Origin of the sequence: Bacteroides reticulotermitis JCM 10512 (assembly GCF_000517545.1) — a bacterium.
Taxonomy (GTDB): domain Bacteria; phylum Bacteroidota; class Bacteroidia; order Bacteroidales; family Bacteroidaceae; genus Bacteroides; species Bacteroides reticulotermitis.
In genome coordinates, this window is record NZ_BAIV01000004.1 from 123,150 (window position 1) to 148,012 (window position 24,863).

Consider the following 24,863-nt stretch of genomic DNA (forward strand, 5'->3'; position numbering starts at 1 on the left):
GCGCCCTTAACTTATTTAACAACAAGTAATGAAGGAATTCTTGCAATTAATGCGGCGGTTTGTGTCGCCTTACAAAAAGTATATCGGTTGGGCTGTTCTGCTGAATATTTTATCTGCTGTATTTAATGTGTTTTCATTTACTTTATTGATCCCGATTTTAGACATCTTGTTTAAAACCGGCGAAAATAGCAAAGTATATGAGTTTATGGAATGGGGGAGTGCAGGCTTTAAAGATGTCGCTATAAATAATTTCTATTATTATGTAACCCAGATGATTCAGGTAAACGGCGCTACTACTGCGCTGGTCTTTTTAGGCCTGTTTCTGGCTGTGATGACTTTATTCAAAACATCATGCTACTTTGCGTCTTCGGCTGTGATGATTCCGTTGCGTACAGGAGTTGTTCGAGATATCCGTATTATGGTTTATGCCAAAGTAATGCGTCTGCCGATGGCCTTTTTCTCCGAAGAGAAAAAAGGTGATATCATCGCCCGTATGAGTGGTGACGTAGGTGAGGTGGAGAATTCGATTACCAGTTCGTTGGATATGCTGATCAAGAGTCCCATCATGATCCTTTTATATTTCATTACCTTGATCATTACCAGTTGGCAGTTAACCCTTTTTACAATACTCGTATTGCCTGCCATGGGTTGGTTTATGGGTAAAGTGGGACGAAAATTGAAACGCCAGTCCTTGGAAGCGCAAGGAAAATGGAGTGATACCATGGCGCAATTGGAAGAGACATTAGGCGGTCTGCGTATCATCAAGCCTTCATTGCGGAAGACCGGATGATCAACCGTTTTGCCAAGTGTAGTAATGAGCTTCGTGACGCGGTTAACAGAGTTGCCATGCGACAGGCTTTGGCGCACCCGATGAGTGAGTTCCTCGGTACGCTTCTGATTGTTTCGGTACTTTGGTTTGGTGGTGCGCTGATTCTGGGGCATAACTCCTCCTTGTCCGCACCGACCTTTATCTTCTACATGGTTATTTTGTATAGTGTAATCAATCCACTGAAGGACTTTGCCAAAGCAGGATATAACATTCCGAAAGGTTTGGCTTCCATGGAGCGTGTGGATAAAATATTGAAAGCGGTGAATCCTATCAGAGAGATCGAAAATCCGAAACCTTTGAAGGGCATGCATGATAAGATCGAATTTAAAAACATCTCTTTCAGCTATGATGGCGTAAGAGAAGTCCTGAAGAATGTGGACTTAACCGTGCCGAAAGGGCATACCATTGCATTGGTTGGCCAGTCCGGATCCGGAAAATCTACGCTTGTCGACCTGTTGCCTCGCTATCATGACGTGCAAGAAGGAGACATCACCATTGATGGAATTAGTATCCGCGATGTGCGTATTGCCGAGCTACGCAGTTTAATCGGTAATGTAAACCAGGAAGCGATTCTCTTTAATGATACATTCTTCAACAACATAGCTTTTGGCGTGGAAAGTGCTACGATGGAACAAGTTGTAGAAGCGGCTAAAATCGCCAACGCGCATGATTTTATCATGGAAAAGCCGGATGGCTATGAAACCAATATTGGTGACCGTGGCGGTAAACTGTCCGGAGGCCAGCGTCAGCGTATTAGTATCGCCCGTGCAATCTTAAAGAATCCTCCGATTCTGATTTTGGATGAGGCTACCTCTGCATTGGATACGGAATCAGAACGCTTGGTACAAGAAGCTTTGGAGCGTTTGATGAAGACGCGTACGACCATTGCTATTGCGCACCGTCTTTCTACCATTAAGAACGCGGATGAGATCTGTGTACTTTATGAAGGAGAAATCGTAGAACGTGGTAAACACGACGATTTGTTGGAATTGGATGGTTATTACAAGAGACTTAATGATATGCAGGCATTATAAAGAATGCCCTGCTAACCTCAGCAGTCTTTAATCTTATTTACGACCGAAGTCAGCCGGGATCTCTCCCCACTCTTTGGTCTCCCATTTCAGAATACGGGTAGAATAAGTGTTGCTTTTGAGCCACTTTTCTGCCCGTTCTATTAATAAGAAAAGTTCTTCGGTCTCAGCGGTACGAGGCAATTTGGTCTTGCACTTTTTCTGGCGCACCCAACTGATGGCAATCATGCTGTCACTGTAGATCGGCATATCAAATTTCTTTTGCTTCAGCAACGCCAATCCATGTACGATAGCCAGAAACTCCCCGATATTGTTTGTACCCTTCATCGGGCCGAAGCGAAAAATCTCTTGCTGACTGGCAACATGTACCCCTCGATACTCCATCGGCCCGGGGTTGCCACTGCAAGCGGCATCTACCGACAGGCTATTGTCGAGCACCGAAGAAGGGTCTGTAGTGGGAGTCTGCGTCTTTTTCTTAGCGTTCTTGCCAATGTAGGCATACGGCGAACTCGATATGGCGCGCTCGGCTTCTTCGCGCGTGTCAAAAGATTTATATTTAGCTCCTTCGTATCCTTTGATTTGAAGTTGACAATCCGTCCATGAAGTGTATACCCCCGGAGTGACCCCTTCCCATACTACATAAAACTTCTGCTTAGCCATTTCCGCTGATGAATTAAATTGCCAATCACATTAACTGTGCGAAGGTACAAATATATTTTATAAATGAACAAATGGCGCGTACTACTTGTTGTAAAAAGACAGCGTTTTTGCATAACAAATAACATTAAGATAAAAAGAACTATTATGAAACGAACTTTTACTGAAGCCTTGAAGAATCGGCGGACTTACTACTCAATTTCCAATCAATCACCTATTTCGGATGGTGAAATAGAGCAAATCGTAAATTTTGCTGTTACGCATGTGCCCTCTTCTTTTAACTCACAATCTACCCGTGTCGTCTTGTTGCTGGGTGATTCTCATCAGAAGTTATGGGGAATTGTAAAAGACACATTAAAGAAGATTGTGCCTGCCCAAGCTTTCGTTAAAACGGAAGAGAAAATAAACCATTCGTTTGCCGCTGGATACGGAACCGTTCTTTTCTTCGAAGATCAGACAGTTGTCAAAGGATTGCAGGACGCATTCCCTTCTTATCAGGAAAACTTCCCCGGATGGTCGCTGCAAACGTCAGCTATGCATCAATTGGCTGTATGGACTATGTTGGAAGATGCCGGTTTTGGCGCTTCACTTCAACATTACAACCCGTTGATCGATGCGGAAGTACGCCGTACGTGGAATCTACCGGAAACTTGGAACTTGATTGCACAGATGCCTTTTGGAACTCCAGCGGGTGATCCGGGTGCAAAAGAATTCCAACCCTTGGAGAGTCGGGTGAAGATTTTTAAATAAATAGTTGGTATTTATTATCCATTATACATTAAATCACTAATTTTGTCCGCAAAATTAGTGATTTATGATTCGTATATTCCTTACCGGCTATATGGGTGCCGGCAAAACAACTTTGGGCAAAGCCTTTGCCCGGAAGCTGAATATACCGTTTGTTGATTTAGACTGGTATATTGAAGAACGTTTTCACAAAACTGTTGGTGAATTGTTTACGGAACGGGGCGAAACCGGATTTCGGGAGCTTGAACGAACGATGCTTCATGAGGTAGCTGAGTTTGAAGACGTAATCATCTCGACAGGTGGGGGCGCTCCTTGTTTCTTTGATAATATGGAATTCATGAATCAGGTCGGTAAGACTGTCTTCCTGAATGTACACCCCGATGTGCTGTTTCAGCGTTTGTGCATTGCCAAACAACAACGGCCCATACTACAAGGCAAGCAAGATGAAGAACTCAAAGAGTTTATTACGCAGGCACTTGAAAAGCGGGCACCTTACTACACCCAAGCACATCATATTTTCAATGCAGACGAATTGGAAAGCTATCACGAGATTGAAGCCTCTGTAGATCGTTTGCAGGAACTCCTCGAATTATAATATCTTATATTATTTAGCTGGCACAGCTACCTTGTTGACCGGACTACACTAGATATGTGGGTCATTTTGAAAGAAATAATGGCTAATCTATAGGCTACCTGTAGATTAATCCGTATTTTTGCCATCTAAATATTTTTTAAACTACTGAATAAAGAAAATGAGAAAATGGCGTATTGAAGATTCTGAGGAGCTCTACAACATCACAGGTTGGGGTACCTCGTACTTTGGTATAAATGACAAAGGTCATGTCGTTGTTACACCGCGAAAGGATGGCGTCGGAGTCGACTGAAAGAATTGGTTGATGAGTTGCAGTTGCGGGATGTTTCCGCTCCCATGCTGGTGCGGTTTCCGGATATTCTGGACAACCGAATAGAAAAGATGACATCCTGTTTTAAACAGGCAGCTGAGGCGTATGATTACAAGGCGGAGAACTTCATTATTTACCCCATTAAGGTAAATCAGATGCGTCCGGTGGTCGAAGAAATCATCAGCCACGGCAAGAAGTTTAACCTCGGCCTGGAGGCAGGTTCCAAACCCGAGCTCCATGCGGTGATTGCAGTCAATACGGATTCTGATTCGTTGATCATCTGCAATGGCTATAAAGACGAGAGCTATATTGAACTCGCACTGCTTGCTCAGAAGATGGGTAAGCGCATTTTCCTGGTGGTTGAAAAGCTAAATGAACTCAAGCTGATAGCCAAGATGGCCAAGCAGTTGAATGTAAAACCGAATATCGGTATACGTATCAAGCTAGCTTCCTCCGGCAGTGGTAAATGGGAAGAGTCGGGAGGAGATGCCAGTAAGTTCGGATTAACCTCCAGCGAACTGCTCGAAGCGCTTGACTTCATGGAAAGCAAAGGCTTGAAAGAATCGCTGAAATTAATTCATTTCCATATTGGAAGCCAAGTGACGAAGATACGTCGCATTAAAACCGCTTTGCGCGAGGCTTCTCAGTTCTATGTGCAACTTCATGCCATGGGATTTAAAGTCGAATTTGTCGATATCGGTGGCGGATTGGGAGTCGATTATGACGGAACCCGTTCATCGAGTAGCGGAGGAAGCGTGAACTATTCCATTCAGGAATATGTGAACGACTCTATCTCTACCTTGGTCGATGTAAGTGATAAGAACGACATTCCACATCCGAATATAATTACGGAAAGTGGGCGGGCGCTTACCGCGCATCACTCCGTTCTGGTCTTTGAAGTCTTGGAGACGGCTACCTTGCCCGAATGGGATGACGAAGACGTGATTCCGGAGAATGCACATGAGTTGGTACAGGAACTTTATGGTATTTGGGATAGCTTGAATCAGAATAAGATGCTCGAAGCATGGCATGACGCACAACAGATCCGGGAAGAAGCGCTCGATCTATTCAGCCATGGTATTGTCGATCTGAAGACTCGTGCCCAAATCGAACGCCTATACTGGTCCATCACACGTGAGATCAATCAAATAGCCGATGGGTTGAAGCATGCTCCTGATGAATTCCGGGGCTTATCGAAACTGTTGGCGGATAAATATTTCTGTAACTTCTCTTTGTTCCAGTCTCTGCCGGACTCTTGGGCTATCGATCAGATATTTCCGATCATGCCTATTCAGCGGTTGGATGAGAAGCCCGACCGGTCGGCTACCTTGCAGGATATAACCTGTGATTCGGACGGAAAGATTGCCAATTTCATTTCAACGCGAAATGTTGCCCATTATATGCCGGTGCACAGCCTGAAGAAAACAGAGCCTTATTATCTGGCTGTTTTCCTCGTTGGCGCTTATCAGGAGATTCTGGGTGATATGCATAACCTGTTTGGTGATACCAATGCGGTGCATGTAGTTGTGGGTGAGAAAGGCTATAACATCGAACAGATTATCGATGGTGAAACCGTGGCGGAAGTGTTGGACTATGTACAATACAACCCCAAAAAACTGGTTCGTACCTTGGAAACATGGGTGACTAAATCAGTAAAAGACGGTAAGATTTCAGTTGAAGAAGGAAAAGAGTTCTTATCGAACTATCGTTCGGGACTCTACGGATATACCTATTTAGAATAAGATCTTCGCCCCTGACTCTCTCAAAAGAGGGCTAGGGGCGTTTTTGATATCTGCCGGGCTCCCGGTGGGAATGAATAATATAAAAGCCGAAATATGTTAAGCAAAGATAAAGCAGATGTAACCTCCTCTCTTGCCGTTGGAAAGGGACGGGGCGAAACTCTTACTGTTATAAAGGTAGGAGGTAAAATTGTGGAAGAAGAAGCTACGCTCCGTCAGTTGTTGGACGACTTTGCCGCTATCGATGGTCACAAAGTATTGGTGCATGGCGGTGGACGCTCCGCCACAAAGCTCGCTGCGCAATTAGGCATTGAAAGCCACATGGTTAATGGACGCCGGATAACCGACGCTGCCACATTGAATGTGGTGACGATGGTATATGGCGGATTAGTAAATAAGAATATTGTAGCCGGCTTGCAGGCGCGTGGTGTGAATGCACTCGGGCTGACCGGAGCAGATATGGATGTAATCCGCTCGGTTAAGCGTCCCGTGAAAGAAGTTGACTATGGTTTTGTGGGTGATGTGAAAGAGGTAGATGCCACCCTACTGGCCGATCTGATTCGCAAAGGAGTGGTTCCTGTAATGGCGCCGCTCACGCATGACGGACAGGGAAATATGCTCAATACCAATGCCGATACCATTGCCGGAGAAACAGCCAAAGCACTGGCTGCCTTATTTGATGTGACACTGGTATACTGCTTCGAAAAAAAAGGAGTACTACGCGATGAGGCGGATGATGAAAGTGTGATTCCACAGATTACCCGAGCCGAATTTGAGCAGTATGTGGCCGATGGTGTCATTCAAGGAGGTATGATTCCGAAACTTGAAAATTCTTTTGAAGCAATTAATGCCGGAGTGAGCGAGGTTGTAATTACCTTAGCGTCAGCGATTAACAGTCCCGAAGGAACTCGTATTAAAAAATAATTCAAAAAAAAGCAGGAATGCCTGTAACTTTTCGCATTCCAGTTCGTCATTATTATAGAGATGCAAGAAATCAGCTTCCGAAACGATATATTGCCGTTGAAAGATAAGCTCTTTCGACTGGCGCTCCGGATAACCCTTGATAGGGCCGAGGCAGAAGATGTCGTTCAGGATACCATGATAAGGGTGTGGAATAAGCGTGATGAGTGGTCTCAGTTTGATTCTGTAGAAGCCTATTGTTTGGTAGTAGCCAAGAATTTGGCAATAGACAGGAGTCAGAAGAAAGAAGCTCAGCACTTAGAACTTACCCCGGAATTGGCAGAAGAGCCGGATGCAAGCGGGCCGTACGACCAATTGGTCAATGAGGAACGAATGAATCTTATCCATCGGCTGGTAAACGAGCTTCCCGAAAAACAACGTCTCATCATGCAGTTGAGAGATATTGAAGGTGAGAGCTACAAAAAGATTGCAACGATTCTGAATCTGACCGAGGAACAAGTTAAAGTGAACCTCTTCAGAGCCAGACAAAAAGTTAAACAACGCTATTTAGAGATTGACGAATATGGATTATAGATATATAGAACAGTTACTGGAACGCTATTGGCAATGTGAGACTTCCGTGCAGGAAGAAGCACAGCTACGTTCTTTCTTCTCTCAAGAAGATGTTCCTGCTCATCTACTTCGTTACAAAGAACTGTTTGCTTATCAGCAAATACAAAAAGAAGTAGGGTTGGGTGATGATTTCGACGCTCGCATATTGGCACAGGTTGAAGTACCTGTTGTAAAAGCCAGACGTATGACGTTGGTCGGTCGATTCGTACCTCTGTTCAAAGCTGCTGCCGTGATTGCCTTAGTGCTTTCATTAGGTAACGTAGCACAGCATTCATTCACCGGTGATGACGGAAAAGTACTGGCAACAGATACAATCGGCAAACAGGTGACAGCACCTTCGGTAGCTTTGTCTGATGAAGCGAAAGCGGATCAGGTATTGGCAGACAGCCTGCAAAAGATGAATAAGGTGCAGGTGCTGAAAAAATAGATATTTTCATTTGCTTTAAACATATAAATACAAGTTAGTGTGCTTAATTAAAACAACAACTTGAAGCTGCGAAGTTTCAATTCTCTCAAAATTTTAGAAAAAACTAACTAAATAAATGGGCTACCGCGCGATGCAGCAGCCCTTTTATTATTTATACAGGGTCGAATAGATAGACGAAAGCTTCTATTCGTCCCATAACTACTCCGAAATTAATCAAGCTTACGCAATCCTTTTCGTGGGAAATCGATATCCTGTGGGTTCCCCTTATAAGAGATGTTACCGGAACCGCTTATCCGAGCTTTTAACTTGGTTGCAGCATAGCACTGAATATTTCCCGAACCACTCGTGGACGATGTCACAGACTCAGCTTTTAAGTTGGTAGCATCAATGTTTCCCGAACCCGCAATGCTGTAAACGGCTGCTTCTGTCGAACCGGTAAGTGCGATGTCTCCTGAACCGGCAATCTGAGCATGGCATGCCTTGCTGTTAATACCCTTCAAAATGGCATTACCCGATCCGTTGATTGAAAGAGAGAGTTTATGGCATTGTATTGAATTTGCCCGGATGTCTCCCGAACCATTAATGGTGAGTTTGAAGTCAACGGGGCTTTTGACACCTTCCTTGAAGGAGATATTGCCCGATCCATTGATGCTTGCAGAAGAGAGTTCCGGACTGGTAATCCGTATAATCAATTTTCCTCGTTTGAGAATGTATGTATTCTTCTTGAATCGGGTTGTTAACACACCGTCTTCTACGCTGAGGTCGAGTTGCCCGATGATGTTATCCGAAGCATACACCTCTACTTCTTGTGTGGGGCCTGGTGTGTAGATGATGTCTGCACTGCCGAAGATGTTGACTCCGGTAAACGGTTCTACGGCGATTTTCTTGGTGACATAGTTCTCATTGGCGAAAACGGGTTTGCCTTGTGAGCAAGCTGTTAGCATGATCGATAAAAGACAGATCACGAGGGTTACATTTTTTTTCATATGCTTCTTTTTTATAATTAGTATTTCAATATTTGTAAAAGAAACATTTTGTATGCCATCAAGATTGGAGTCGATGTTTCTTCAACTATTTGATTAGACGTGATTCGGTGAGTGAAAGTTGCACGGGCGACTTGTTTTTTTAGGCTTACTCCCAATCGGCAGAACATATGATAAAAAAAGCAAAGTACACTTCCGGAATCAATAAGTTGCTTACATTTGCCGGGTAAATGGTAAAAGTGGATGGAGACCTGTATTGAAGATAAAGAGATTGGACGTTTAATAATACGTGTTAGCCCACGTGCGAAAAGTTTGGTGTTCCGTACAAAGCGAGACGCTGTTTATGTCTCGGTTCCTCCCGGTACTACTACTAACGAGGTCAAGCGTGCGGTGGAGAGTTTGCGTAAGAAGCTTTTGGCTGCTCGTCAAAGGCAAGAACGGCCTCTGATCGACTTGACGTATGAAATAAATGCCGATTATTTTAAGCTCACGCTGGTCAGTGGAGAAAAAGACCGGTTTCTGGCTAATTCAAGCTTGGGCGTAATGCAGGTCGTTTGTCCCCCTCATGCCGACTTTGCAGATGAAGATTTGCAAAACTGGCTGCGTAAAGTGATTGAAGAGTCATTGAGGCGGAATGCGAAAGAGATCCTGCCTGCTCGTTTGGAGCTATTATCCAAGCAAGCCGGACTCCCTTATACCAGTGTGAAGATAAACTCCAGTCAGGGGCGGTGGGGAAGTTGCTCTGCTCGAAAGAATATCAATCTTTCTTATTTTTTATTGCTACTTCCTACTCATCTGATCGACTATGTGCTTTTGCACGAACTCTGTCATACACGTGAAATGAATCACAGCGAGCGTTTTTGGGCGTTGCTAAACCAACTGACAGGCGGAAAGGCTTTGCAATTGAGAAAAGAGCTTCGCGGATATCGAACGGAGGTGTAACCTGTTGAGGTGTGCGCAATTGCAAGCGTAGCTTCTGTGTAAATTGACGAAGAGAAAAGGGTGAGGAACGATGGAACAAGAGCTGATAATCAAGAGAATTGTGTGTTTTTTGAAACATCAGCATAAAGTTTGGGCTGTTATAGCGTTAAAACATACTTTTTTTCTTTAATGTTTTGTAGTCGAACATTTTATTTATATCTTTGCAACCGGAAACGGATGAAAGGTGGAGGGGCGATTAAGCTCCTTTTTTTTGTTCTTAATAGCTAATAAATGATAGAAAAGAAAACTGTTTGCCCGATTGTAGAAGAATGGCTGAAGGGAAAAGACTACTTCCTAGTGGAAGTGACAGTAAGCCCGGATGATAAAATTGTGGTTGAGATAGACCATGCGGAAGGGGTTTGGATCGAAGATTGTGTAGAGCTAAGCCGCTACATTGAATCAAAACTGAACCGCGAGGAAGAGGATTATGAACTGGAAGTTGGGTCTGCCGGAATTGGCCAACCCTTCAAAGTGGTGCAACAGTATTATATTCACATCGGTCAAGATGTGGAAGTGCTGACTAAAGATGGTCGCAAACTGACCGGAGTCTTGAAAGACGCCGATGAAGAACGCTTTACCGTAGCTGTACAAAAGAAAGTCAAACTTGAAGGTGCTAAGCGTCCTACGCTGATGGAAGAGGACGAAACCTTTACTTATGAGCAAATCAAATATACTAAATACTTAATTAGTTTTAAATAATTATGGCCAAGAAAGAAGAAACAATCAGCTTGATTGATACATTTTCGGAATTTAAGGAACTGAAAAATATCGATAGAACCACGATGGTAAGTGTACTCGAAGAGTCATTCCGTAGTGTTATCGCGAAAATGTTTGGCACCGATGAGAATTATGACGTTATCGTTAATCCGGATAAGGGAGACTTCGAAATATGGCGTAACCGTGAAGTTGTGGCCGATGAGGAGTTGACAAATTCCAATATGCAGATTTCGTTGAGTGAGGCTCGTCAGATAGACGCTTCTTACGAAATAGGCGAGGAGGTAACTGACGAAGTGATTTTCGCTAAGTTCGGCCGTCGTGCTATTCTAAACCTTCGCCAGACACTGGCTTCCAAGATCCTGGAATTGGAGAAGGACAGCCTTTATAATAAGTATATTGATAAAGTGGGTTCCATCGTCAATGCTGAAGTTTATCAGATCTGGAAAAAAGAGACGTTACTTCTCGATGATGAGGGCAATGAGTTGCTTCTGCCTAAAACGGAGCAGATACCGAGCGACTTTTATCGCAAAGGAGAAACTGCTCGCGCAGTGGTAGCCCGCGTGGATAATAAGAACAACAACCCCAAAATTATCCTTTCGCGTACTTCACCCGTTTTCTTACAACGTTTGTTTGAGATGGAAGTACCTGAGATAAATGATGGCTTGATTACAATCAAGAAGATAGCCCGCATTCCTGGCGAACGCGCCAAAATTGCGGTTGAATCTTACGATGACAGAATCGACCCCGTAGGTGCCTGTGTAGGTGTTAAGGGTAGTCGTATTCACGGCATCGTTCGCGAACTTCGCAATGAGAATATTGACGTGATTAACTATACGTCTAACATTTCATTGTTTATTCAACGTGCCTTAAGCCCAGCTAAGGTCTCTTCCATCCGTTTGAATGAAGAAGAGAAGAAAGCAGAGGTATTCCTTAAACCGGAAGAGGTCTCGTTGGCTATTGGTAAAGGCGGTTTGAATATCAAACTTGCCAGTATGTTGACTGAGTACACTATTGATGTGTTCCGTGAACTGGATGAAAGCGTGCAGGATGAAGATATCTACCTGGATGAATTTAGAGATGAAATCGACGGATGGGTGATTGATGCAATCAAAGCGATTGGTATCGATACAGCTAAATCCGTACTGAGTGCACCTCGTGAGATGTTGATTGAGAAAACGGATTTAGAAGAAGAAACGGTGGACGAAGTATTACGTATTTTGACATCGGAGTTTGAAGAAGAAGAGACTAACTGATGATACCGGTTGTCAGCTGACGGTTAGCAATTAATCATTGTCGATCGTCATTATTAAACTTCGCTCCATTTATTCATTAAATTAAAAATATGACGATAAGGTTAAACAAAGTAACAAGAGATTTGAATGTAGGAATCACGACGGTAGTTGAGTTCCTCCAAAAGAAAGGGTATACCGTAGAGGCGAATCCTAATACTAAAATTAGTGAGGAGCAGTACGCCGTACTCGTGAAGGAGTTTAGTACGGATAAAAACCTTAGAATAGAATCGGAGCGTTTCATACAGGAGCGTCAGAATAAAGACCGCAATAAAGTATCGGTCTCTATTGATGGTTTTGAAAAAGAACCGGAAAAGCCAAAGGCCGAAGAAATGATCAAGGCAGTGGTTCCGGAAGATGCTCGCCCGAAGTTTAAACCTGTCGGAAAAATTGATTTAGATAAACTCAACAGTCGCAAAGTAGAAAAAGAAACGGTGAAAGAAGTGGAGAAGACGGAGCCAGCTCCTGTGGTCAAAGAAAAGAAAATAGAAGTACCGGTGGTGGCAGAGGAGAAGACTGTTATTCCTGAACTGAAAGAAGAGAAAAATGTAACACCAGCTCCTGTCGAGCCCGTTAAACAAGCGGAACCGGTAGTTGAAGCAAAAGCAGTAGTAGAGACGAAAACTGTGAAAGAAGTAAAAAAAGAGGAGCCGAAACCTGAAGCTGCGCCAATCAAGGTGCAACAAGCGGTAGTTGAGAAACAAGAAGAAGCTTCTGTCGAATCAGAAGATGCGTCGAAAGAAGATGAAGTGTTTAAGATTCGCCAGCCTGAATTAGGTGCGAAGATTAACGTAATCGGCCAAATCGATTTGGCGGCACTGAATCAGTCCACTCGTCCGAAGAAGAAGTCGAAGGAAGAAAAACGTCGCGAACGCGAAGAAAAAGATAAGGTTCGTCAGGATCAGAAGAAACTGATGAAAGAACAAATCATAAAGGAAATCCGTAAGGAAGACAATAAGCCAACGAAAGGCGGTAGTAAAGATGCAAGTGGAGATAATGCTGCTAAGAAGAAACGTAACCGGATCAATAAAGAAAAGGTTGACGTAAATGTAGTAGCTTCCAACTTTGCAGCCCCAAGGCCTAACAGTCAGTCGGGTAATAAGCCTGGTGGAGGAGCCGCTGGCGGAGGCGCTGGAAGAAAGAACAAAGACCGGTTCAAGAAACCTGTAATTAAGCAGGAGGTTAGTGAGGAAGATGTAGCTAAGCAAGTAAAAGAAACTCTGGCTCGTCTGACAACCAAAGGCAAAAATAGAGCAGCTAAGTACCGTAAGGAAAAACGTGATCAGGTTTCCAACCGTATGCAGGAACTGGAAGATCAGGAAATGGCTGAAAGCAAAGTATTGAAATTGACCGAGTTTGTAACGGCTAACGAGTTGGCAACCATGATGGACATCACTGTCAATCAGGTTATCGCTACTTGTATGAGCATTGGTATGATGGTATCTATCAACCAACGTTTGGACGCGGAAACAATCAACCTGGTTGCTGAAGAGTTTGGCTTTAAGACCGAATATGTGAGTGCCGAAGTGGCACAAGCTATTGTGGAAGTGGAAGATGATCCGGAAGACTTGGAACCACGCGCTCCGATTGTGACCGTGATGGGACACGTTGACCACGGTAAGACTTCTTTGCTCGACTATATTCGTAAAGCAAACGTTATCGCCGGTGAGGCCGGAGGTATTACGCAGCATATCGGTGCATATAATGTGAAGATGGAAGACGGACGCCGCATTACGTTCCTGGATACTCCGGGTCACGAAGCGTTTACTGCGATGCGTGCTCGTGGTGCTAAAGTTACCGATATTGCCATCATTATTGTGGCAGCGGATGACAATGTGATGCCACAAACCAAGGAGGCTATCAACCACGCCATGGCTGCGGGAGTACCGATTGTATTTGCAATTAATAAAATCGATAAGCCTACGGCTAATCCGGAAAAGATAAAAGAAGAACTGGCTGGCATGAACTTCCTGGTTGAAGAATGGGGAGGTAAATACCAATCACAGGATGTATCTGCTAAGAAAGGTCTGGGAATGCACGAATTGATGGAGAAAGTATTGTTAGAGGCGGAAATGCTTGATTTGAAAGCTAATCCGAATCGTCATGCTACGGGTTCTATCATTGAGTCTTCACTGGATAAAGGACGCGGATACGTAGCTACTATTCTGGTATCTAACGGTACGTTGAAAGTAGGAGATATTGTATTGGCAGGAACTAGTTACGGACGTGTGAAAGCAATGTTCAACGAACGTAATCAGCGGAGCAAGGCTGCAGGTCCTTCGGAACCGGCATTGATCTTGGGATTAAACGGTGCGCCTGCTGCCGGTGACGTATTCCACGTTGTGGACACTGAACAGGAAGCACGTGAAATTACCAATAAACGCGAACAGTTACAACGTGAACAAGGACTGCGTACGCAGAAGATCCTTACACTTGATGAGTTGGGTCGCCGTATTGCACTGGGTAACTTCCAGGAGTTGAATATTATTGTTAAGGGTGACGTGGACGGATCAGTAGAAGCCTTGAGCGACTCGTTGATCAAGTTGTCTACCGAACAAATACAGGTTAATGTAATCCATAAGGGAGTCGGTCAGATTTCCGAATCGGATGTATCTTTGGCCGCAGCTTCCGACGCTATTGTAGTTGGATTCCAGGTGCGTCCTTCCGGAGCAGCTTATAAGATGGCTGAGCAAGAAGGGGTAGATATCCGTAAGTACTCGGTAATTTACGACGCGATCGAAGAAGTGAAATCCGCTATGGAAGGTATGTTGGCGCCGGTTGTGAAAGAACAGGTGACATCTACTATCGAAGTTCGCGAGGTATTCAACATCACGAAGGTGGGCTTGGTAGCAGGTTCTATGGTGAAATCAGGAAAGGCGAAACGCTCCGACAAGGCACGTTTGATTCGCGACGGTATTGTAGTCTTTACAGGATCCATTAATGCGCTGAAACGCTTCAAGGATGACGTGAAGGAGGTAGGTACTAACTTCGAGTGCGGTATCAGCCTGGTTAATTGCAATGACATCAAGCCGGGTGACATGATTGAGACCTATGAAGAAATAGAAATCAAGCAAACCCTGTAAGAAAGTAAGAGAATGAGAGTTGCGCTCTTATGGAGTTGTAACCTTAGATAAATAAAAGGTGGTATCGTGGTACTGTTTATGGAACACCACCGTACCACCTTATTTTTTATTAAAGTAGACAGACGTGACGACAATTGATGTTCTTATTCTAATTGTAATCGGTGCCGGTATTGTGACGGGATTCATGAAGGGATTTATCCGGCAATTGGCTTCCATACTCGGACTTCTTGTAGGGTTATTGGCGGCAAGGGCTCTGTATACTCCGCTGGCTGAAAAGATCTGCCCCACAGTGACAGAGTCGATGACGCTAGCCCAGATACTAGCATTTATCATGATATGGATTGCGGTCCCCCTGATCTTCACATTGGTGGCGTCTTTACTGACCAAAGCCATGGAAGTTGTTTCGCTCGGGTGGCTGAATCGTTGGTTGGGTAGCGGCTTGGGAGCACTTAAATTTATGCTTATCACAAGTCTGCTTATTTGCGTAATAGAATTTATAGATTCGGATAATAAGTTAATTAGTGAAACAAAGAAAAGCGAATCATTGTTATATTATCCGATGGAAACGTTTGCGGGGATATTTTTTCCCGCTGTAAAAGAGATGACACAACATTATATATTGAAAAAGTGATGCAACAAGAAGAACCTAATAAATATGTAAAGGAATTCACGCAAGAGAAGTACAAATACGGTTTCACGACCGAGGTACATACGGATATCATTGAGGTAGGACTTAATGAAGACGTCGTTCGCCTGATCTCTTCGAAGAAAGAGGAGCCCGAATGGATGCTGGAATTTCGTTTAAAAGCGTACCGCCATTGGCTGACGCTGAAGATGCCCACATGGCCGCATCTTCGTATTCCCGAAATCGATTATCAGTCTATCTCCTACTATGCCGATCCGACTAAAAAGAAAGAAGGACCGAAAAGTATGGATGAAGTAGACCCTGAACTAATCAAAACATTTAATAAACTGGGCATTCCGCTGGAAGAGCAGATGGCACTCAGCGGTATGGCGGTAGATGCTGTGATGGACTCCGTATCCGTCAAGACCACCTTCAAGGAAACACTGATGGAGAAGGGCATTATATTTTGCTCGTTCAGTGAAGCCGTGCGCGAGCATCCCGATCTGGTTAAGAAATACATGGGCTCGGTAGTGGGCTATCGTGATAACTTCTTTGCGGCTTTGAATTCCGCGGTATTCTCCGACGGTTCATTTGTGTATATTCCCAAAGGTGTACGTTGTCCGATGGAACTTTCCACCTATTTCCGTATCAACGCGCGTAACACAGGACAGTTCGAACGTACGCTGATAGTAGCCGAGGACGACTCGTATGTTTCCTATTTGGAAGGATGTACCGCTCCGATGCGTGATGAGAACCAATTGCATGCAGCAATTGTAGAGATTATCGTGCACGACCGTGCTGAAGTGAAATACAGTACCGTACAGAACTGGTATCCGGGCGATGCTGCAGGAGTAGGAGGTGTTTATAACTTCGTGACCAAGCGCGGTAACTGCAAGGGTGTGGATAGTAAGCTCTCCTGGACACAGGTAGAAACCGGTTCGGCCATTACCTGGAAATACCCTTCCTGCATTTTGACCGGTGATAACTCGACGGCAGAATTCTACTCGGTCGCAGTGACTAACAACTACCAACAGGCGGATACAGGAACTAAAATGATTCACCTGGGAAAGAATACGCGCAGTACGATTGTAAGTAAAGGTATCTCTGCCGGACGTAGCGAGAACTCCTACCGGGGGTTGGTACGTGTATCCGAAAAAGCGGATAATGCCCGTAACTACAGCCAATGTGACTCTTTGCTGTTGGGCGATAAGTGCGGTGCACATACATTCCCTTACATGGATGTCCGTAACGAAACGGCCATTGTCGAGCATGAAGCGACTACCAGTAAGATCAGCGAAGATCAGATATTCTATTGCAACCAGCGTGGTATTTCCACCGAAGATGCTGTTGGGCTGATAGTCAATGGTTATGCGAAAGAGGTACTGAATAAACTTCCGATGGAGTTTGCTGTGGAGGCGCAGAAACTACTGACCATATCACTGGAGGGAAGCGTAGGATAATGAAGAAGTTAGAAAAAAATACAAATATGTTAGAGATAAGAGACCTGCATGCCAGCATTAACGGCAAAGAGATATTGAAAGGCATCAACCTATCGGTGAAGCCGGGCGAAATACACGCCATCATGGGACCCAACGGTTCGGGAAAGAGTACACTTTCGTCTGTTCTGGTTGGTAATCCCGCTTTTGAAGTAACGAAAGGAACTGTAACATTCGATGGGAAGAATCTGTTGGAACTCAGTCCCGAAGATCGCAGTTGCGAAGGTATCTTCCTGAGCTTTCAATATCCGGTAGAGATTCCGGGTGTGAGCATGGTCAACTTTATGCGTGCGGCCGTGAATGAACACCGCAAATATAAAGGTCTTCCGGCATTAACTGCCAGCGAGTTTCTGAAGCTGATGCGTGAGAAACGCGAAGTGGTGGAACTGGATAATAAACTAGCTAGCCGTTCGGTGAATGAAGGCTTCTCCGGAGGTGAGAAGAAACGGAACGAAATCTTCCAGATGGCTATGTTGGAGCCGCGTCTCAGCATTCTGGACGAAACAGACTCCGGCTTGGATATCGACGCTTTGCGTATTGTAGCCGAAGGTGTGAATAAGTTGAAGACTGCGGAAACCAGTACGATTGTGATTACGCACTACCAACGCTTGCTCGATTATGTTAAACCGGACATTGTACATGTACTCTATGAAGGCCGTATTGTAAAAACAGCCGGACCGGAACTGGCGTTGGAGTTGGAAGAAAGAGGATACGACTGGATTAAGAAAGAATTAGGAGAATAACAATGAGTGTAGAACAACAATATATAGATCTTTTCTCGCAAACGGAAGCTATGATCCGCAAGCACAGTGCCGAGCCGCTAAACGCGCTTCGTGCTACTGCCTTTGCCGATTTTCAGCGTCAGGGATTTCCCACGCGTGCGTTAGAAAAGTACAAGTATACGGATGTGAGCAAGTTCTTCGAGCCCGATTACGGATTGAATCTGAATCGTCTGGAGATACCGGTCAATCCGTATGAAGTGTTTAAGTGCGACGTGCCCAATATGAGCACCTCTTTATATTTTGTGGTAAACGATGCGTTCTATAACCAATCCTTGCCGGCTGACGAATTACCCAAAGGAGCTATTTTCGGCAGCTTGCGGGAGGTAGCCCGGCAACATCCGGAGTTGGTAGAGAAATATTATGGAAAGCTGGCCGATACCTCTCAGGACGGAATCACGGCTTTCAATACCACATTTGCCCAAGATGGAGTTATCTTCTATGTGCCGAAGAACGTTGTTGTGGAACGTCCCATTCAGTTGGTGAATATCCTTCGCGGAGATGTCGACTTTATGATGAACCGCCGTGTACTGATTGTGCTGGAAGAAGGCGCGCAGGCACGTCTGTTGATTTGCGACCACGCTATGGACAGTGTGCACTTCCTGACAACTCAGGTAGTCGAAATATTTGCCGGTGAGAATTCGGTACTCGACGTTTATGAGTTGGAAGAGACCCATACCCATACCGTTCGCTTCAGTAATATGTATCTCAAGCAAGAAGCGAACAGCAATGTGCTGTTGAATGGCATGACACTGCATAACGGTACTACCCGCAATACAACGGAAGTACAATTGGCTGGTCAAGGCGCGGAAATCAATCTCTGCGGAATGGCTATCGCGGATAAGACTCAGCATGTAGATAACCATACGATTATCGATCATGCCGTGCCTAACTGCAACAGCAACGAACTCTTTAAATACGTTCTCGACGATCAGTCGGTAGGCGCCTTTGCCGGACTCATACTGGTACGTCCCGACGCTCAGCATACCAGCTCACAACAGACTAACCGCAACCTATGCGCTACCCGTGAGGCCCGTATGTACACACAGCCACAACTCGAGATCTATGCCGATGATGTGAAGTGTTCACATGGGGCGACTATCGGTCAGTTGGACGATAACGCGTTGTTCTATATGCGTTCGCGTGGTATTGCCGAGAAAGAAGCCCGTTTGTTATTGATGTTTGCCTTTGTCAACGAGGTAATCGACACCATCCGGTTGGATGCGTTGAAAGACCGTCTGCATTTGTTGGTAGAGAAACGTTTCCGCGGGGAATTGAATAAATGCCAGGGATGTGCAATCTGTAAGTAAGCAAAGCCTATGTACGATATACAAAAGATAAGAGAAGACTTTCCGATACTGAGCCGTACGGTTTATGACAAGCCGTTGGTCTATTTCGACAACGGGGCAACTACACAGAAGCCCCGTTTGGTGGTCGACTCCTTGGTAGACGAATACTACTCAGTCAATGCCAATGTGCATCGCGGCGTACACTATCTCTCGCAGCAAGCTACCGAATTGCATGAAGCATCTCGGGAGACGGTACGGGAGTTTATTAATGCCGGCAGCATAAACGAGATCATCTTTACCCGTGGAACGACAGAAAGCATCAATCTGCTAGTTTCCAGCTTCGGCGAGGAGTTTATGGAAGAAGGTGACGAAGTGATTGTTTCCGTTATGGAACATCACAGCAACATCGTTCCTTGGCAACTGCTTGCTGCCCGCAAGGGGATAGCCATTAAAGTTATTCCGATGAATGACAAAGGCGAACTGTTGTTGGACGAGTATGAGAAGTTGTTTTCCGAACGGACCAAGATAGTCAGCGTTACCCACGTGTCCAATGTGCTGGGTACGGTCAATCCGGTGAAAGCGATGATCGCTACCGCCCATGCGCACGGAGTACCTCTGTTGGTCGATGCCGCTCAGTCCATTCCTCATATGAAGGTGGATGTGCAGGAACTCGATGCCGACTTCCTGGTATTTTCCGGACATAAAGTCTACGGACCTACCGGAGTTGGTGTACTGTATGGCAAAGAGGAGTGGTTAGACCGACTTCCACCCTATCAGGGCGGGGGCGAAATGATACAGCACGTCTCGTTTGAGAAGACCGTGTTCAACGAACTTCCTTTCAAGTTTGAAGCCGGAACGCCCGATTATATCGGAACAACCGGACTGGCTAAAGCATTGGATTACATTACCGCCCTCGGTCTGGACCAGATAGCAGCCTATGAACATGAATTGACTGTTTACGCTACGCAGCGTCTCAAAGAGATTCCGGGTATGCGGATATTCGGCGAAGCAGCTGAGAAGGGAGCCGTAATCTCTTTCCTCGTAGGTGATATCCATCACTTCGATATGGGAACTCTGCTCGACCGATTGGGCATTGCTGTGCGTACCGGACATCATTGTGCACAGCCTTTGATGCAGCGACTGGGTATTGAAGGAACGGTGCGTGCTTCGTTGGCGCTATACAATACGAAAGAAGAAATAGACGCTTTGATTGCCGGCATAGAGCGGGTAAATAAGATGTTCTAATGTAGAAGTTAGGAGATATAAAAGCGTTGTTTCTTAAGGAAATGACGCTTTTTTTGTTCTAAATGAAATTTTTTTCTTCTCTTTTGCATCAAAATGGACTTTCTTGACGTCTAATAGCAAAAGACAATAGATAACCAGTTGTAAAACGTATGGATACTTTTAATCGATTTATGAGGCGGGAGGAGTATGATGTGCTCTGCGCCTTCATCAAGGAGCACGGTATTTTGAAAGAATATAAGAAGGAAGCGTACTTTATTGCAATGGGTGCACATGCCTGTAAGCTAGGTATCGTCCTGAAAGGTTGTTTTCGTTATTATACATATGACGCAGAAGGGCGTAATAGTACGATAACCTACGGCTTTGTCGGCGATGTGGTTAGTAGCTATTCTTGCATGATGATGAATTGCCCTTCGGTAGTATGTATCGATGCACTCGACGATTCGGAAGTAATCGAGATTACCTATAGCCAGTTGATGGAGCTGTACCAGGAATATCCTCAACTCAGAGCGGTCATAGCCGAAGTCTTGCTTTTGCAAAGATGGAAAGAGAACATTGAGATCAAGAGTGGTTCCTTGCATGGACGATACCAATCATTGAAAGAACGCTGTCCCCGGATCGAACAATTGATCAGCCAAAAGGAAATAGCCTCTTTTCTAGGGATTACCCCCGAATACTTCAGCAATTTGCGTAAGAAACTAACCTTAGAAGAAGCCAAGGATATCTCCTAAAGAATGTTAATCCAGATGGTACTTAAGATAGTTTAAGAAGGAAGCACTTTCTTCTTTTTATCTTTGTCGGACTTAAACAATTAACTGGTAAGGAGATTAAATCTCTCTCTCTTAAACTCGAACAAGCAGCTACACTGAAATTAATGTCAGTGTAGCTGCAACTTTTTCAGGAGCTTAGGCGTCTAATCTACAAAGTAAATCATTAAAAATAAGAGAGAATATGTTAGTAACAACTACTCCCATTTTGGAAGGGAAACGAATTGTGAAATATTATGGGATTGTTTCCGGAGAAACGATAATCGGAGCGAATCTGTTCCGTGACTTCTTTGCCAGTGTTCGCGACATTGTGGGTGGACGATCGGGATCATACGAGGAAGTCCTCCGGGAGGCTCGGAATATCGCTTTACAGGAGATGCAGGATCAGGCAGAGAAGATGGGTGCGAATGCAGTAATCGGCGTCGATTTGGATTACGAAACGGTGGGAGACAGCGGAAGTATGCTGATGGTAACTGCCAACGGAACTGCCGTCCGGGTAGAAGATTAGTTTTCAATAAGGTAACCTCATAGGCTGAGGCGGGGTCGGAATGATACACCTGCTTCAGTTTTAGACTTAGACTATTCGTGTATAAGACCGCCCCTTAACAAACACTTCCATCATTTAGGTTGGTGAAAGCGTTTGTTAAGGGGCGGTTTTTGTTATTCCGCTGTTAGTTCAATAACGCGGCTGAAGGTTTGGTTCGTTGTGAACGTGTTCAAGCCTACTTTCATCAGGTAATCGCCTGAGTAGGTCTGTTCGTTAGCTTTCAGACCCGACTTGGCGTTTGGCATCAGGTTAATCTCCTTCACCCTGTAGTTCTTCGCAGGGTCCAATCCTTGCAGCTTTACGGGAAGCAGTTTCTCCCCATAGCGCGGGTGAATGTCATAGCTGAAAAGAACAGCCTTATTCCGGTCCGAAATCGTATACATCACGGCCATGTGATTGCCGTCGTAGGGCGAAACCAAGCGATACTGACTACCATCAAGAATAGCGGGTTTCAGACGTTTCCAGTTAGCCACCGCCTCTTGGCAGTAAGCCAACTCATCGGCTCTAAGTTCTTTCAGACCCAAGTCGAAGCCCAGTTTGCACATACTGGCAACATCGGTGCGGAACTTGACACTGGTGTTTTTGTTCCAACTCGTCACGTGGGCACACATCGCTTTCGCGGGGAAGACCTGCGAGAAACCCCATTGGATGAACAGTCGTTCTACGGGATCGGTGTTGTCACTGCACCAGAACTCGGTGTAGTATTTCAGTGCTTCGTAATCGCAACGTGCCCCGCCACCCGAACAAAGCATCATCGGCACGTTGGGGTACTTTGCTTTCACGCGATTCAGCACGTTGTAGATTCCCCGTACGTGGTCGATGTAAAGCTTGCCCTGCTTGTTTTTCAGATAGGGTGAGTAGATGTTGGTAATGGGTGAGTTGCAGTCCCATTTGAAGAAAGCTACTTCGGAATTCTCGGTCAGAATGCGGTCCACCACGCCGAACACAAAGTCTTGCACCTTGGGGTTACTGAGATCGAGCACCAATTGGTTGCGGTAATAGTACGTTTCCCGGTTGGGTAATGTAATCGCCCAGTCGGGATGCTTCTCAAACAATTCACTCTTCGGGTTCACCATCTCCGGTTCAATCCAGATGCCAAACTTAACACCCGCCTCCTTAGCCGACCGGACAAGAGCCGGAATGCCACCGGGGAGTTTGGAACGCATCACCTCCCAGTCGCCCAGTCCGGCACGGTCGTTGTTGCGAGGGTGCTTGTTACCGAACCATCCGTCGTCGAGCAAGAACATATCAACGCCTAGGTGTTTGGCCTCTTTCATCAGTTCGCCAAGCAATTCCTCGTTGAAGGTGAAGTGGGTGTTTTCCCAGTTGTTGAGCAGCGTCAGGCGGTCGCCTTGTCCATCCTTCAGCTGATATTTGCGTGCCCAGTCGTGGAAGTTGCGACTCGCTTCGCCTGTGCCGGTATTGCTCAGGGTGAATATGAATTCAGGAGTCGTAAACACTTCGTTGGGATTGAGTTCGTATTCAGACGCATACGGGTTGATGGCGGGAATGACGCGGAGTACGCCGACGTTATCTACTTCAAACGTGAACTGGAAGTTGCCGGTCCATCCCACAGTGCCCAGCATAACACGTCCCTGTGCCTCCTGTGCCGGTTGGTCTAGTCCCAACTCAAAGAACGGATGCGTATGCATAGCGGCACGGCTGCCTAATTTCGTTTCGAGCACCTTCTTGCCGAATTGCAACTGCTGGCTACTCATCTGAGCCTCCTTTGCCCAGTCACTGCTAAACTCGGTGAGGTAGTAGTTGGCGTGCGAGAAATACAGCATGGTTGAGGCGTAACGCCATAGATTGACTGGTTTCTTCTCCATGTGCTTGATCTCGCTCCACGTCTTGATTACATTCTCTTGCGCGTATGCTACGTAATGCAGCGTTACTTCCACCGGATATTGATCGTCTTTCAGGCGGATGGTTGTCTCCGTTCCGCCATTTACCGCCTTCTGATCGGAAGAGATGTAACGCAGAATGGTACTCGGGTTTCCGTCGGTGTGGGTGATGGCAAGCGCCGGTTCAAAGTAATCTTCCGCACCCGAACCGGGATAAACTTCCCAGCCACGGTGGATACGCTTCCGTCGGTTCCACCCTTCACATAACTGGAGAGGTGGCGAAGATCTTGTTGGTTTACTAGCTTGTCGCCCAGATAGGCTTGATAGAGACGGCCATTGGGGGCAACTTGTAAGATGAGGTAGGTTTGCTCCGTACCGATACAGATTTGCTTCTGTTCTTGTCCGTTTACGTGTGTCAGGATAAACAGGGAAGCCAGCAATACAAGAATTTTTCTCATGATTGTAAGGTGTTATTTATAGGGTATTAGTTGATTAGCATTGCTTATATCCCTGCAAATATAATGAATTATCTTCATCGTGCTTGCTGCCGGAATAAATACTTTGAGTCTATTTTAGGGGAATAATGCACATTCCTTGTCTGTGTGGTAGGAGTTGGTGCGCTTTGTCCTACGATTGTTCTCTGGCTTTACAAAATGACACTTTGTATTTCGGGCTTCGGTTGCTTGCGTTTTTTGGCCCCAACTAGGGAACTGTTTGTTTGGAGGGGCTTCTGCCGAATTAGGGTGCACGCACGTTGGCAGCTTCTCGCCCTTTTCGCCAAACTGGGGATTGGTCTATCGCAAGTTTGCCTTCGCTTTGGATGCTGTTTGCTGTGTGATGCTTTCTTTTGTGTGTTTTGAAACAGTCTCGATTGGCTGAGCAACTAGGAGTTGAAAGCCGATTATTTGCTGTTTTACACCTCGGGAACCGCTTCTTTCCCCCGGGCAAACACTTCTTTACCCCCGGGCAAACACTTCTTTACCCCCGGGCAATCGCAATTTTGCCCCCGGGATAAGCTTAGTTTGCCCAGGGGATAAGTATAGTTTGCCTCCGGATCAAGTATACTTTGGTCGTCAAACAAGTATACTTTGCTCGCAGGGTCACTTTTTCGGTTCCCCAGAGGAGCTTTACTTCTCTGGATGGAGATTAATAGCGAACGGGCTTGTTAGCTATTCGCTTTTTATTCAATCCTTGTGATAGGTGGATGGTTGTTTTACTGACTATTTGCGGATTTTGGTTCTTCCTCCTTTGGCCCCTGACTTTCTTTGTGGAATTAATTTATTAAGTGTCTTGGTTCCTGAATAAAACAGTAAGCAGGTTGCTCTTCTGCTAACTGTTTTCTATTCGATAGAAAAT

Annotated in this window: 18 protein-coding genes and 3 pseudogenes; 18 read left to right on the plus strand and 3 right to left on the minus strand. The window is 45.3% G+C overall.

Annotation, left to right across the window (positions count from 1 at the left end):
• Positions 1 to 28: 28 nt before the first annotated feature.
• Positions 29 to 1,863, plus strand: a pseudogene (locus JCM10512_RS03415) (ABC transporter ATP-binding protein).
• A gap of 33 nt (positions 1,864 to 1,896) precedes the next feature.
• Here JCM10512_RS03415 and JCM10512_RS03420 read toward each other — a convergent pair.
• Positions 1,897 to 2,520: a ribonuclease H1 domain-containing protein gene (locus tag JCM10512_RS03420; RefSeq protein ID WP_044160439.1), complete on the minus strand. Its 624-nt coding sequence runs from the start codon at positions 2,518 to 2,520 to the stop codon at positions 1,897 to 1,899.
• 144 nt (positions 2,521 to 2,664) lie between these two features.
• Between JCM10512_RS03420 and JCM10512_RS03425 the strand changes: the two genes are divergently transcribed.
• The 6 genes and pseudogenes from JCM10512_RS03425 to JCM10512_RS03450 all read left to right on the plus strand — a co-directional run bounded on the left by JCM10512_RS03425 (position 2,665) and on the right by JCM10512_RS03450 (position 7,865).
• Complete coding sequence (locus JCM10512_RS03425) at positions 2,665 to 3,267, plus strand: nitroreductase family protein (protein ID WP_044160440.1); 603 nt, start codon at positions 2,665 to 2,667, stop codon at positions 3,265 to 3,267.
• A 64-nt stretch (positions 3,268 to 3,331) separates the two neighbouring features.
• Positions 3,332 to 3,859, plus strand: a complete 528-nt coding sequence (locus JCM10512_RS03430) for a shikimate kinase (protein WP_044160441.1) — start codon at positions 3,332 to 3,334, stop codon at positions 3,857 to 3,859.
• Positions 3,860 to 4,016: 157 nt separating this feature from the next.
• A pseudogene (gene speA, locus JCM10512_RS03435) lies at positions 4,017 to 5,908 on the plus strand (biosynthetic arginine decarboxylase).
• Positions 5,909 to 6,001: 93 nt separating this feature from the next.
• Positions 6,002 to 6,829 (plus strand): acetylglutamate kinase, encoded by an 828-nt coding sequence (argB, locus tag JCM10512_RS03440; RefSeq protein WP_044160442.1) that lies wholly within the window; start codon positions 6,002 to 6,004, stop codon positions 6,827 to 6,829.
• A 60-nt stretch (positions 6,830 to 6,889) separates the two neighbouring features.
• Positions 6,890 to 7,399, plus strand: a complete 510-nt coding sequence (locus tag JCM10512_RS03445; protein WP_044160443.1) for a GFO_1088 family ECF-type sigma factor — start codon at positions 6,890 to 6,892, stop codon at positions 7,397 to 7,399.
• Positions 7,389 to 7,865: a PG0215 family putative anti-sigma factor gene (locus JCM10512_RS03450; protein WP_044160444.1), complete on the plus strand. Its 477-nt coding sequence runs from the start codon at positions 7,389 to 7,391 to the stop codon at positions 7,863 to 7,865. Before JCM10512_RS03445 ends, JCM10512_RS03450 begins: the two co-directional genes overlap by 11 nt.
• A gap of 209 nt (positions 7,866 to 8,074) precedes the next feature.
• Here JCM10512_RS03450 and JCM10512_RS03455 read toward each other — a convergent pair whose 3' ends face one another.
• On the minus strand, positions 8,075 to 8,851 hold the full coding sequence (locus JCM10512_RS03455; RefSeq protein ID WP_044160445.1) for a head GIN domain-containing protein: 777 nt from the start codon (positions 8,849 to 8,851) through the stop codon (positions 8,075 to 8,077).
• 240 nt (positions 8,852 to 9,091) lie between these two features.
• Here JCM10512_RS03455 and JCM10512_RS03460 point away from each other — a divergent pair, with 240 nt between their 5' ends.
• From JCM10512_RS03460 to JCM10512_RS03510, 11 genes are all read left to right on the plus strand, one after another.
• Positions 9,092 to 9,790, plus strand: coding sequence for a YgjP family zinc-dependent metalloprotease (locus JCM10512_RS03460; RefSeq protein WP_044160446.1), 699 nt, complete (start codon positions 9,092 to 9,094; stop codon positions 9,788 to 9,790).
• A gap of 270 nt (positions 9,791 to 10,060) precedes the next feature.
• Positions 10,061 to 10,528 (plus strand): ribosome assembly cofactor RimP, encoded by a 468-nt coding sequence (rimP, locus tag JCM10512_RS03465; RefSeq protein ID WP_044160447.1) that lies wholly within the window; start codon positions 10,061 to 10,063, stop codon positions 10,526 to 10,528.
• A gap of 2 nt (positions 10,529 to 10,530) precedes the next feature.
• Positions 10,531 to 11,799, plus strand: a complete 1,269-nt coding sequence (nusA, locus tag JCM10512_RS03470) for a transcription termination factor NusA (RefSeq protein ID WP_044160448.1) — start codon at positions 10,531 to 10,533, stop codon at positions 11,797 to 11,799.
• An 89-nt stretch (positions 11,800 to 11,888) separates the two neighbouring features.
• A complete protein-coding gene (gene infB, locus JCM10512_RS03475) occupies positions 11,889 to 14,918 on the plus strand; it encodes a translation initiation factor IF-2 (protein ID WP_044160449.1) in 3,030 nt (1,009 codons plus the stop codon).
• Between the two features lie 124 nt (positions 14,919 to 15,042).
• Positions 15,043 to 15,549, plus strand: coding sequence for a CvpA family protein (locus JCM10512_RS03480; RefSeq protein ID WP_044160450.1), 507 nt, complete (start codon positions 15,043 to 15,045; stop codon positions 15,547 to 15,549).
• Positions 15,549 to 17,003: a Fe-S cluster assembly protein SufB gene (gene sufB, locus JCM10512_RS03485; protein ID WP_044160451.1), complete on the plus strand. Its 1,455-nt coding sequence runs from the start codon at positions 15,549 to 15,551 to the stop codon at positions 17,001 to 17,003. The genes JCM10512_RS03480 and sufB overlap by 1 nt, the downstream gene beginning before the upstream one ends.
• 26 nt (positions 17,004 to 17,029) lie before the next feature.
• The gene (gene sufC / locus JCM10512_RS03490; RefSeq protein WP_044160565.1) at positions 17,030 to 17,782 is read left to right on the plus strand and encodes a Fe-S cluster assembly ATPase SufC; all 753 of its coding nucleotides are present in this window, start codon (positions 17,030 to 17,032) and stop codon (positions 17,780 to 17,782) included.
• 2 nt (positions 17,783 to 17,784) lie between these two features.
• Positions 17,785 to 19,128: a Fe-S cluster assembly protein SufD gene (gene sufD / locus JCM10512_RS03495; protein WP_044160452.1), complete on the plus strand. Its 1,344-nt coding sequence runs from the start codon at positions 17,785 to 17,787 to the stop codon at positions 19,126 to 19,128.
• Positions 19,129 to 19,137: 9 nt separating this feature from the next.
• A complete protein-coding gene (locus JCM10512_RS03500; protein WP_044160453.1) occupies positions 19,138 to 20,352 on the plus strand; it encodes a cysteine desulfurase in 1,215 nt (404 codons plus the stop codon).
• 149 nt (positions 20,353 to 20,501) lie between these two features.
• On the plus strand, positions 20,502 to 21,080 hold the full coding sequence (locus tag JCM10512_RS21150; RefSeq protein ID WP_052517082.1) for a Crp/Fnr family transcriptional regulator: 579 nt from the start codon (positions 20,502 to 20,504) through the stop codon (positions 21,078 to 21,080).
• Between the two features lie 220 nt (positions 21,081 to 21,300).
• The gene (locus JCM10512_RS03510) at positions 21,301 to 21,624 is read left to right on the plus strand and encodes a heavy metal-binding domain-containing protein (protein ID WP_044160454.1); all 324 of its coding nucleotides are present in this window, start codon (positions 21,301 to 21,303) and stop codon (positions 21,622 to 21,624) included.
• Positions 21,625 to 21,776: 152 nt separating this feature from the next.
• Here the strand turns inward: JCM10512_RS03510 and JCM10512_RS03515 are convergent.
• A pseudogene (locus JCM10512_RS03515) lies at positions 21,777 to 23,965 on the minus strand (alpha-galactosidase).
• Between the last annotated feature and the right edge of the window lie 898 nt (positions 23,966 to 24,863).

Coding starts and splice junctions, on each gene's coding strand:
- JCM10512_RS03420 (WP_044160439.1), bottom strand. CDS start 2,520: ATGGCTAAGCAGAAGTTTTATGTAGTATGGGAAGGGGTCACTCCGGGG.
- JCM10512_RS03425 (WP_044160440.1), top strand. CDS start 2,665: ATGAAACGAACTTTTACTGAAGCCTTGAAGAATCGGCGGACTTACTAC.
- JCM10512_RS03430 (WP_044160441.1), top strand. CDS start 3,332: ATGATTCGTATATTCCTTACCGGCTATATGGGTGCCGGCAAAACAACT.
- argB (WP_044160442.1), top strand. CDS start 6,002: ATGTTAAGCAAAGATAAAGCAGATGTAACCTCCTCTCTTGCCGTTGGA.
- JCM10512_RS03445 (WP_044160443.1), top strand. CDS start 6,890: ATGCAAGAAATCAGCTTCCGAAACGATATATTGCCGTTGAAAGATAAG.
- JCM10512_RS03450 (WP_044160444.1), top strand. CDS start 7,389: ATGGATTATAGATATATAGAACAGTTACTGGAACGCTATTGGCAATGT.
- JCM10512_RS03455 (WP_044160445.1), bottom strand. CDS start 8,851: ATGAAAAAAAATGTAACCCTCGTGATCTGTCTTTTATCGATCATGCTA.
- JCM10512_RS03460 (WP_044160446.1), top strand. CDS start 9,092: ATGGAGACCTGTATTGAAGATAAAGAGATTGGACGTTTAATAATACGT.
- rimP (WP_044160447.1), top strand. CDS start 10,061: ATGATAGAAAAGAAAACTGTTTGCCCGATTGTAGAAGAATGGCTGAAG.
- nusA (WP_044160448.1), top strand. CDS start 10,531: ATGGCCAAGAAAGAAGAAACAATCAGCTTGATTGATACATTTTCGGAA.
- infB (WP_044160449.1), top strand. CDS start 11,889: ATGACGATAAGGTTAAACAAAGTAACAAGAGATTTGAATGTAGGAATC.
- sufB (WP_044160451.1), top strand. CDS start 15,549: ATGCAACAAGAAGAACCTAATAAATATGTAAAGGAATTCACGCAAGAG.
- sufC (WP_044160565.1), top strand. CDS start 17,030: ATGTTAGAGATAAGAGACCTGCATGCCAGCATTAACGGCAAAGAGATA.
- sufD (WP_044160452.1), top strand. CDS start 17,785: ATGAGTGTAGAACAACAATATATAGATCTTTTCTCGCAAACGGAAGCT.
- JCM10512_RS03500 (WP_044160453.1), top strand. CDS start 19,138: ATGTACGATATACAAAAGATAAGAGAAGACTTTCCGATACTGAGCCGT.
- JCM10512_RS21150 (WP_052517082.1), top strand. CDS start 20,502: ATGGATACTTTTAATCGATTTATGAGGCGGGAGGAGTATGATGTGCTC.
- JCM10512_RS03510 (WP_044160454.1), top strand. CDS start 21,301: ATGTTAGTAACAACTACTCCCATTTTGGAAGGGAAACGAATTGTGAAA.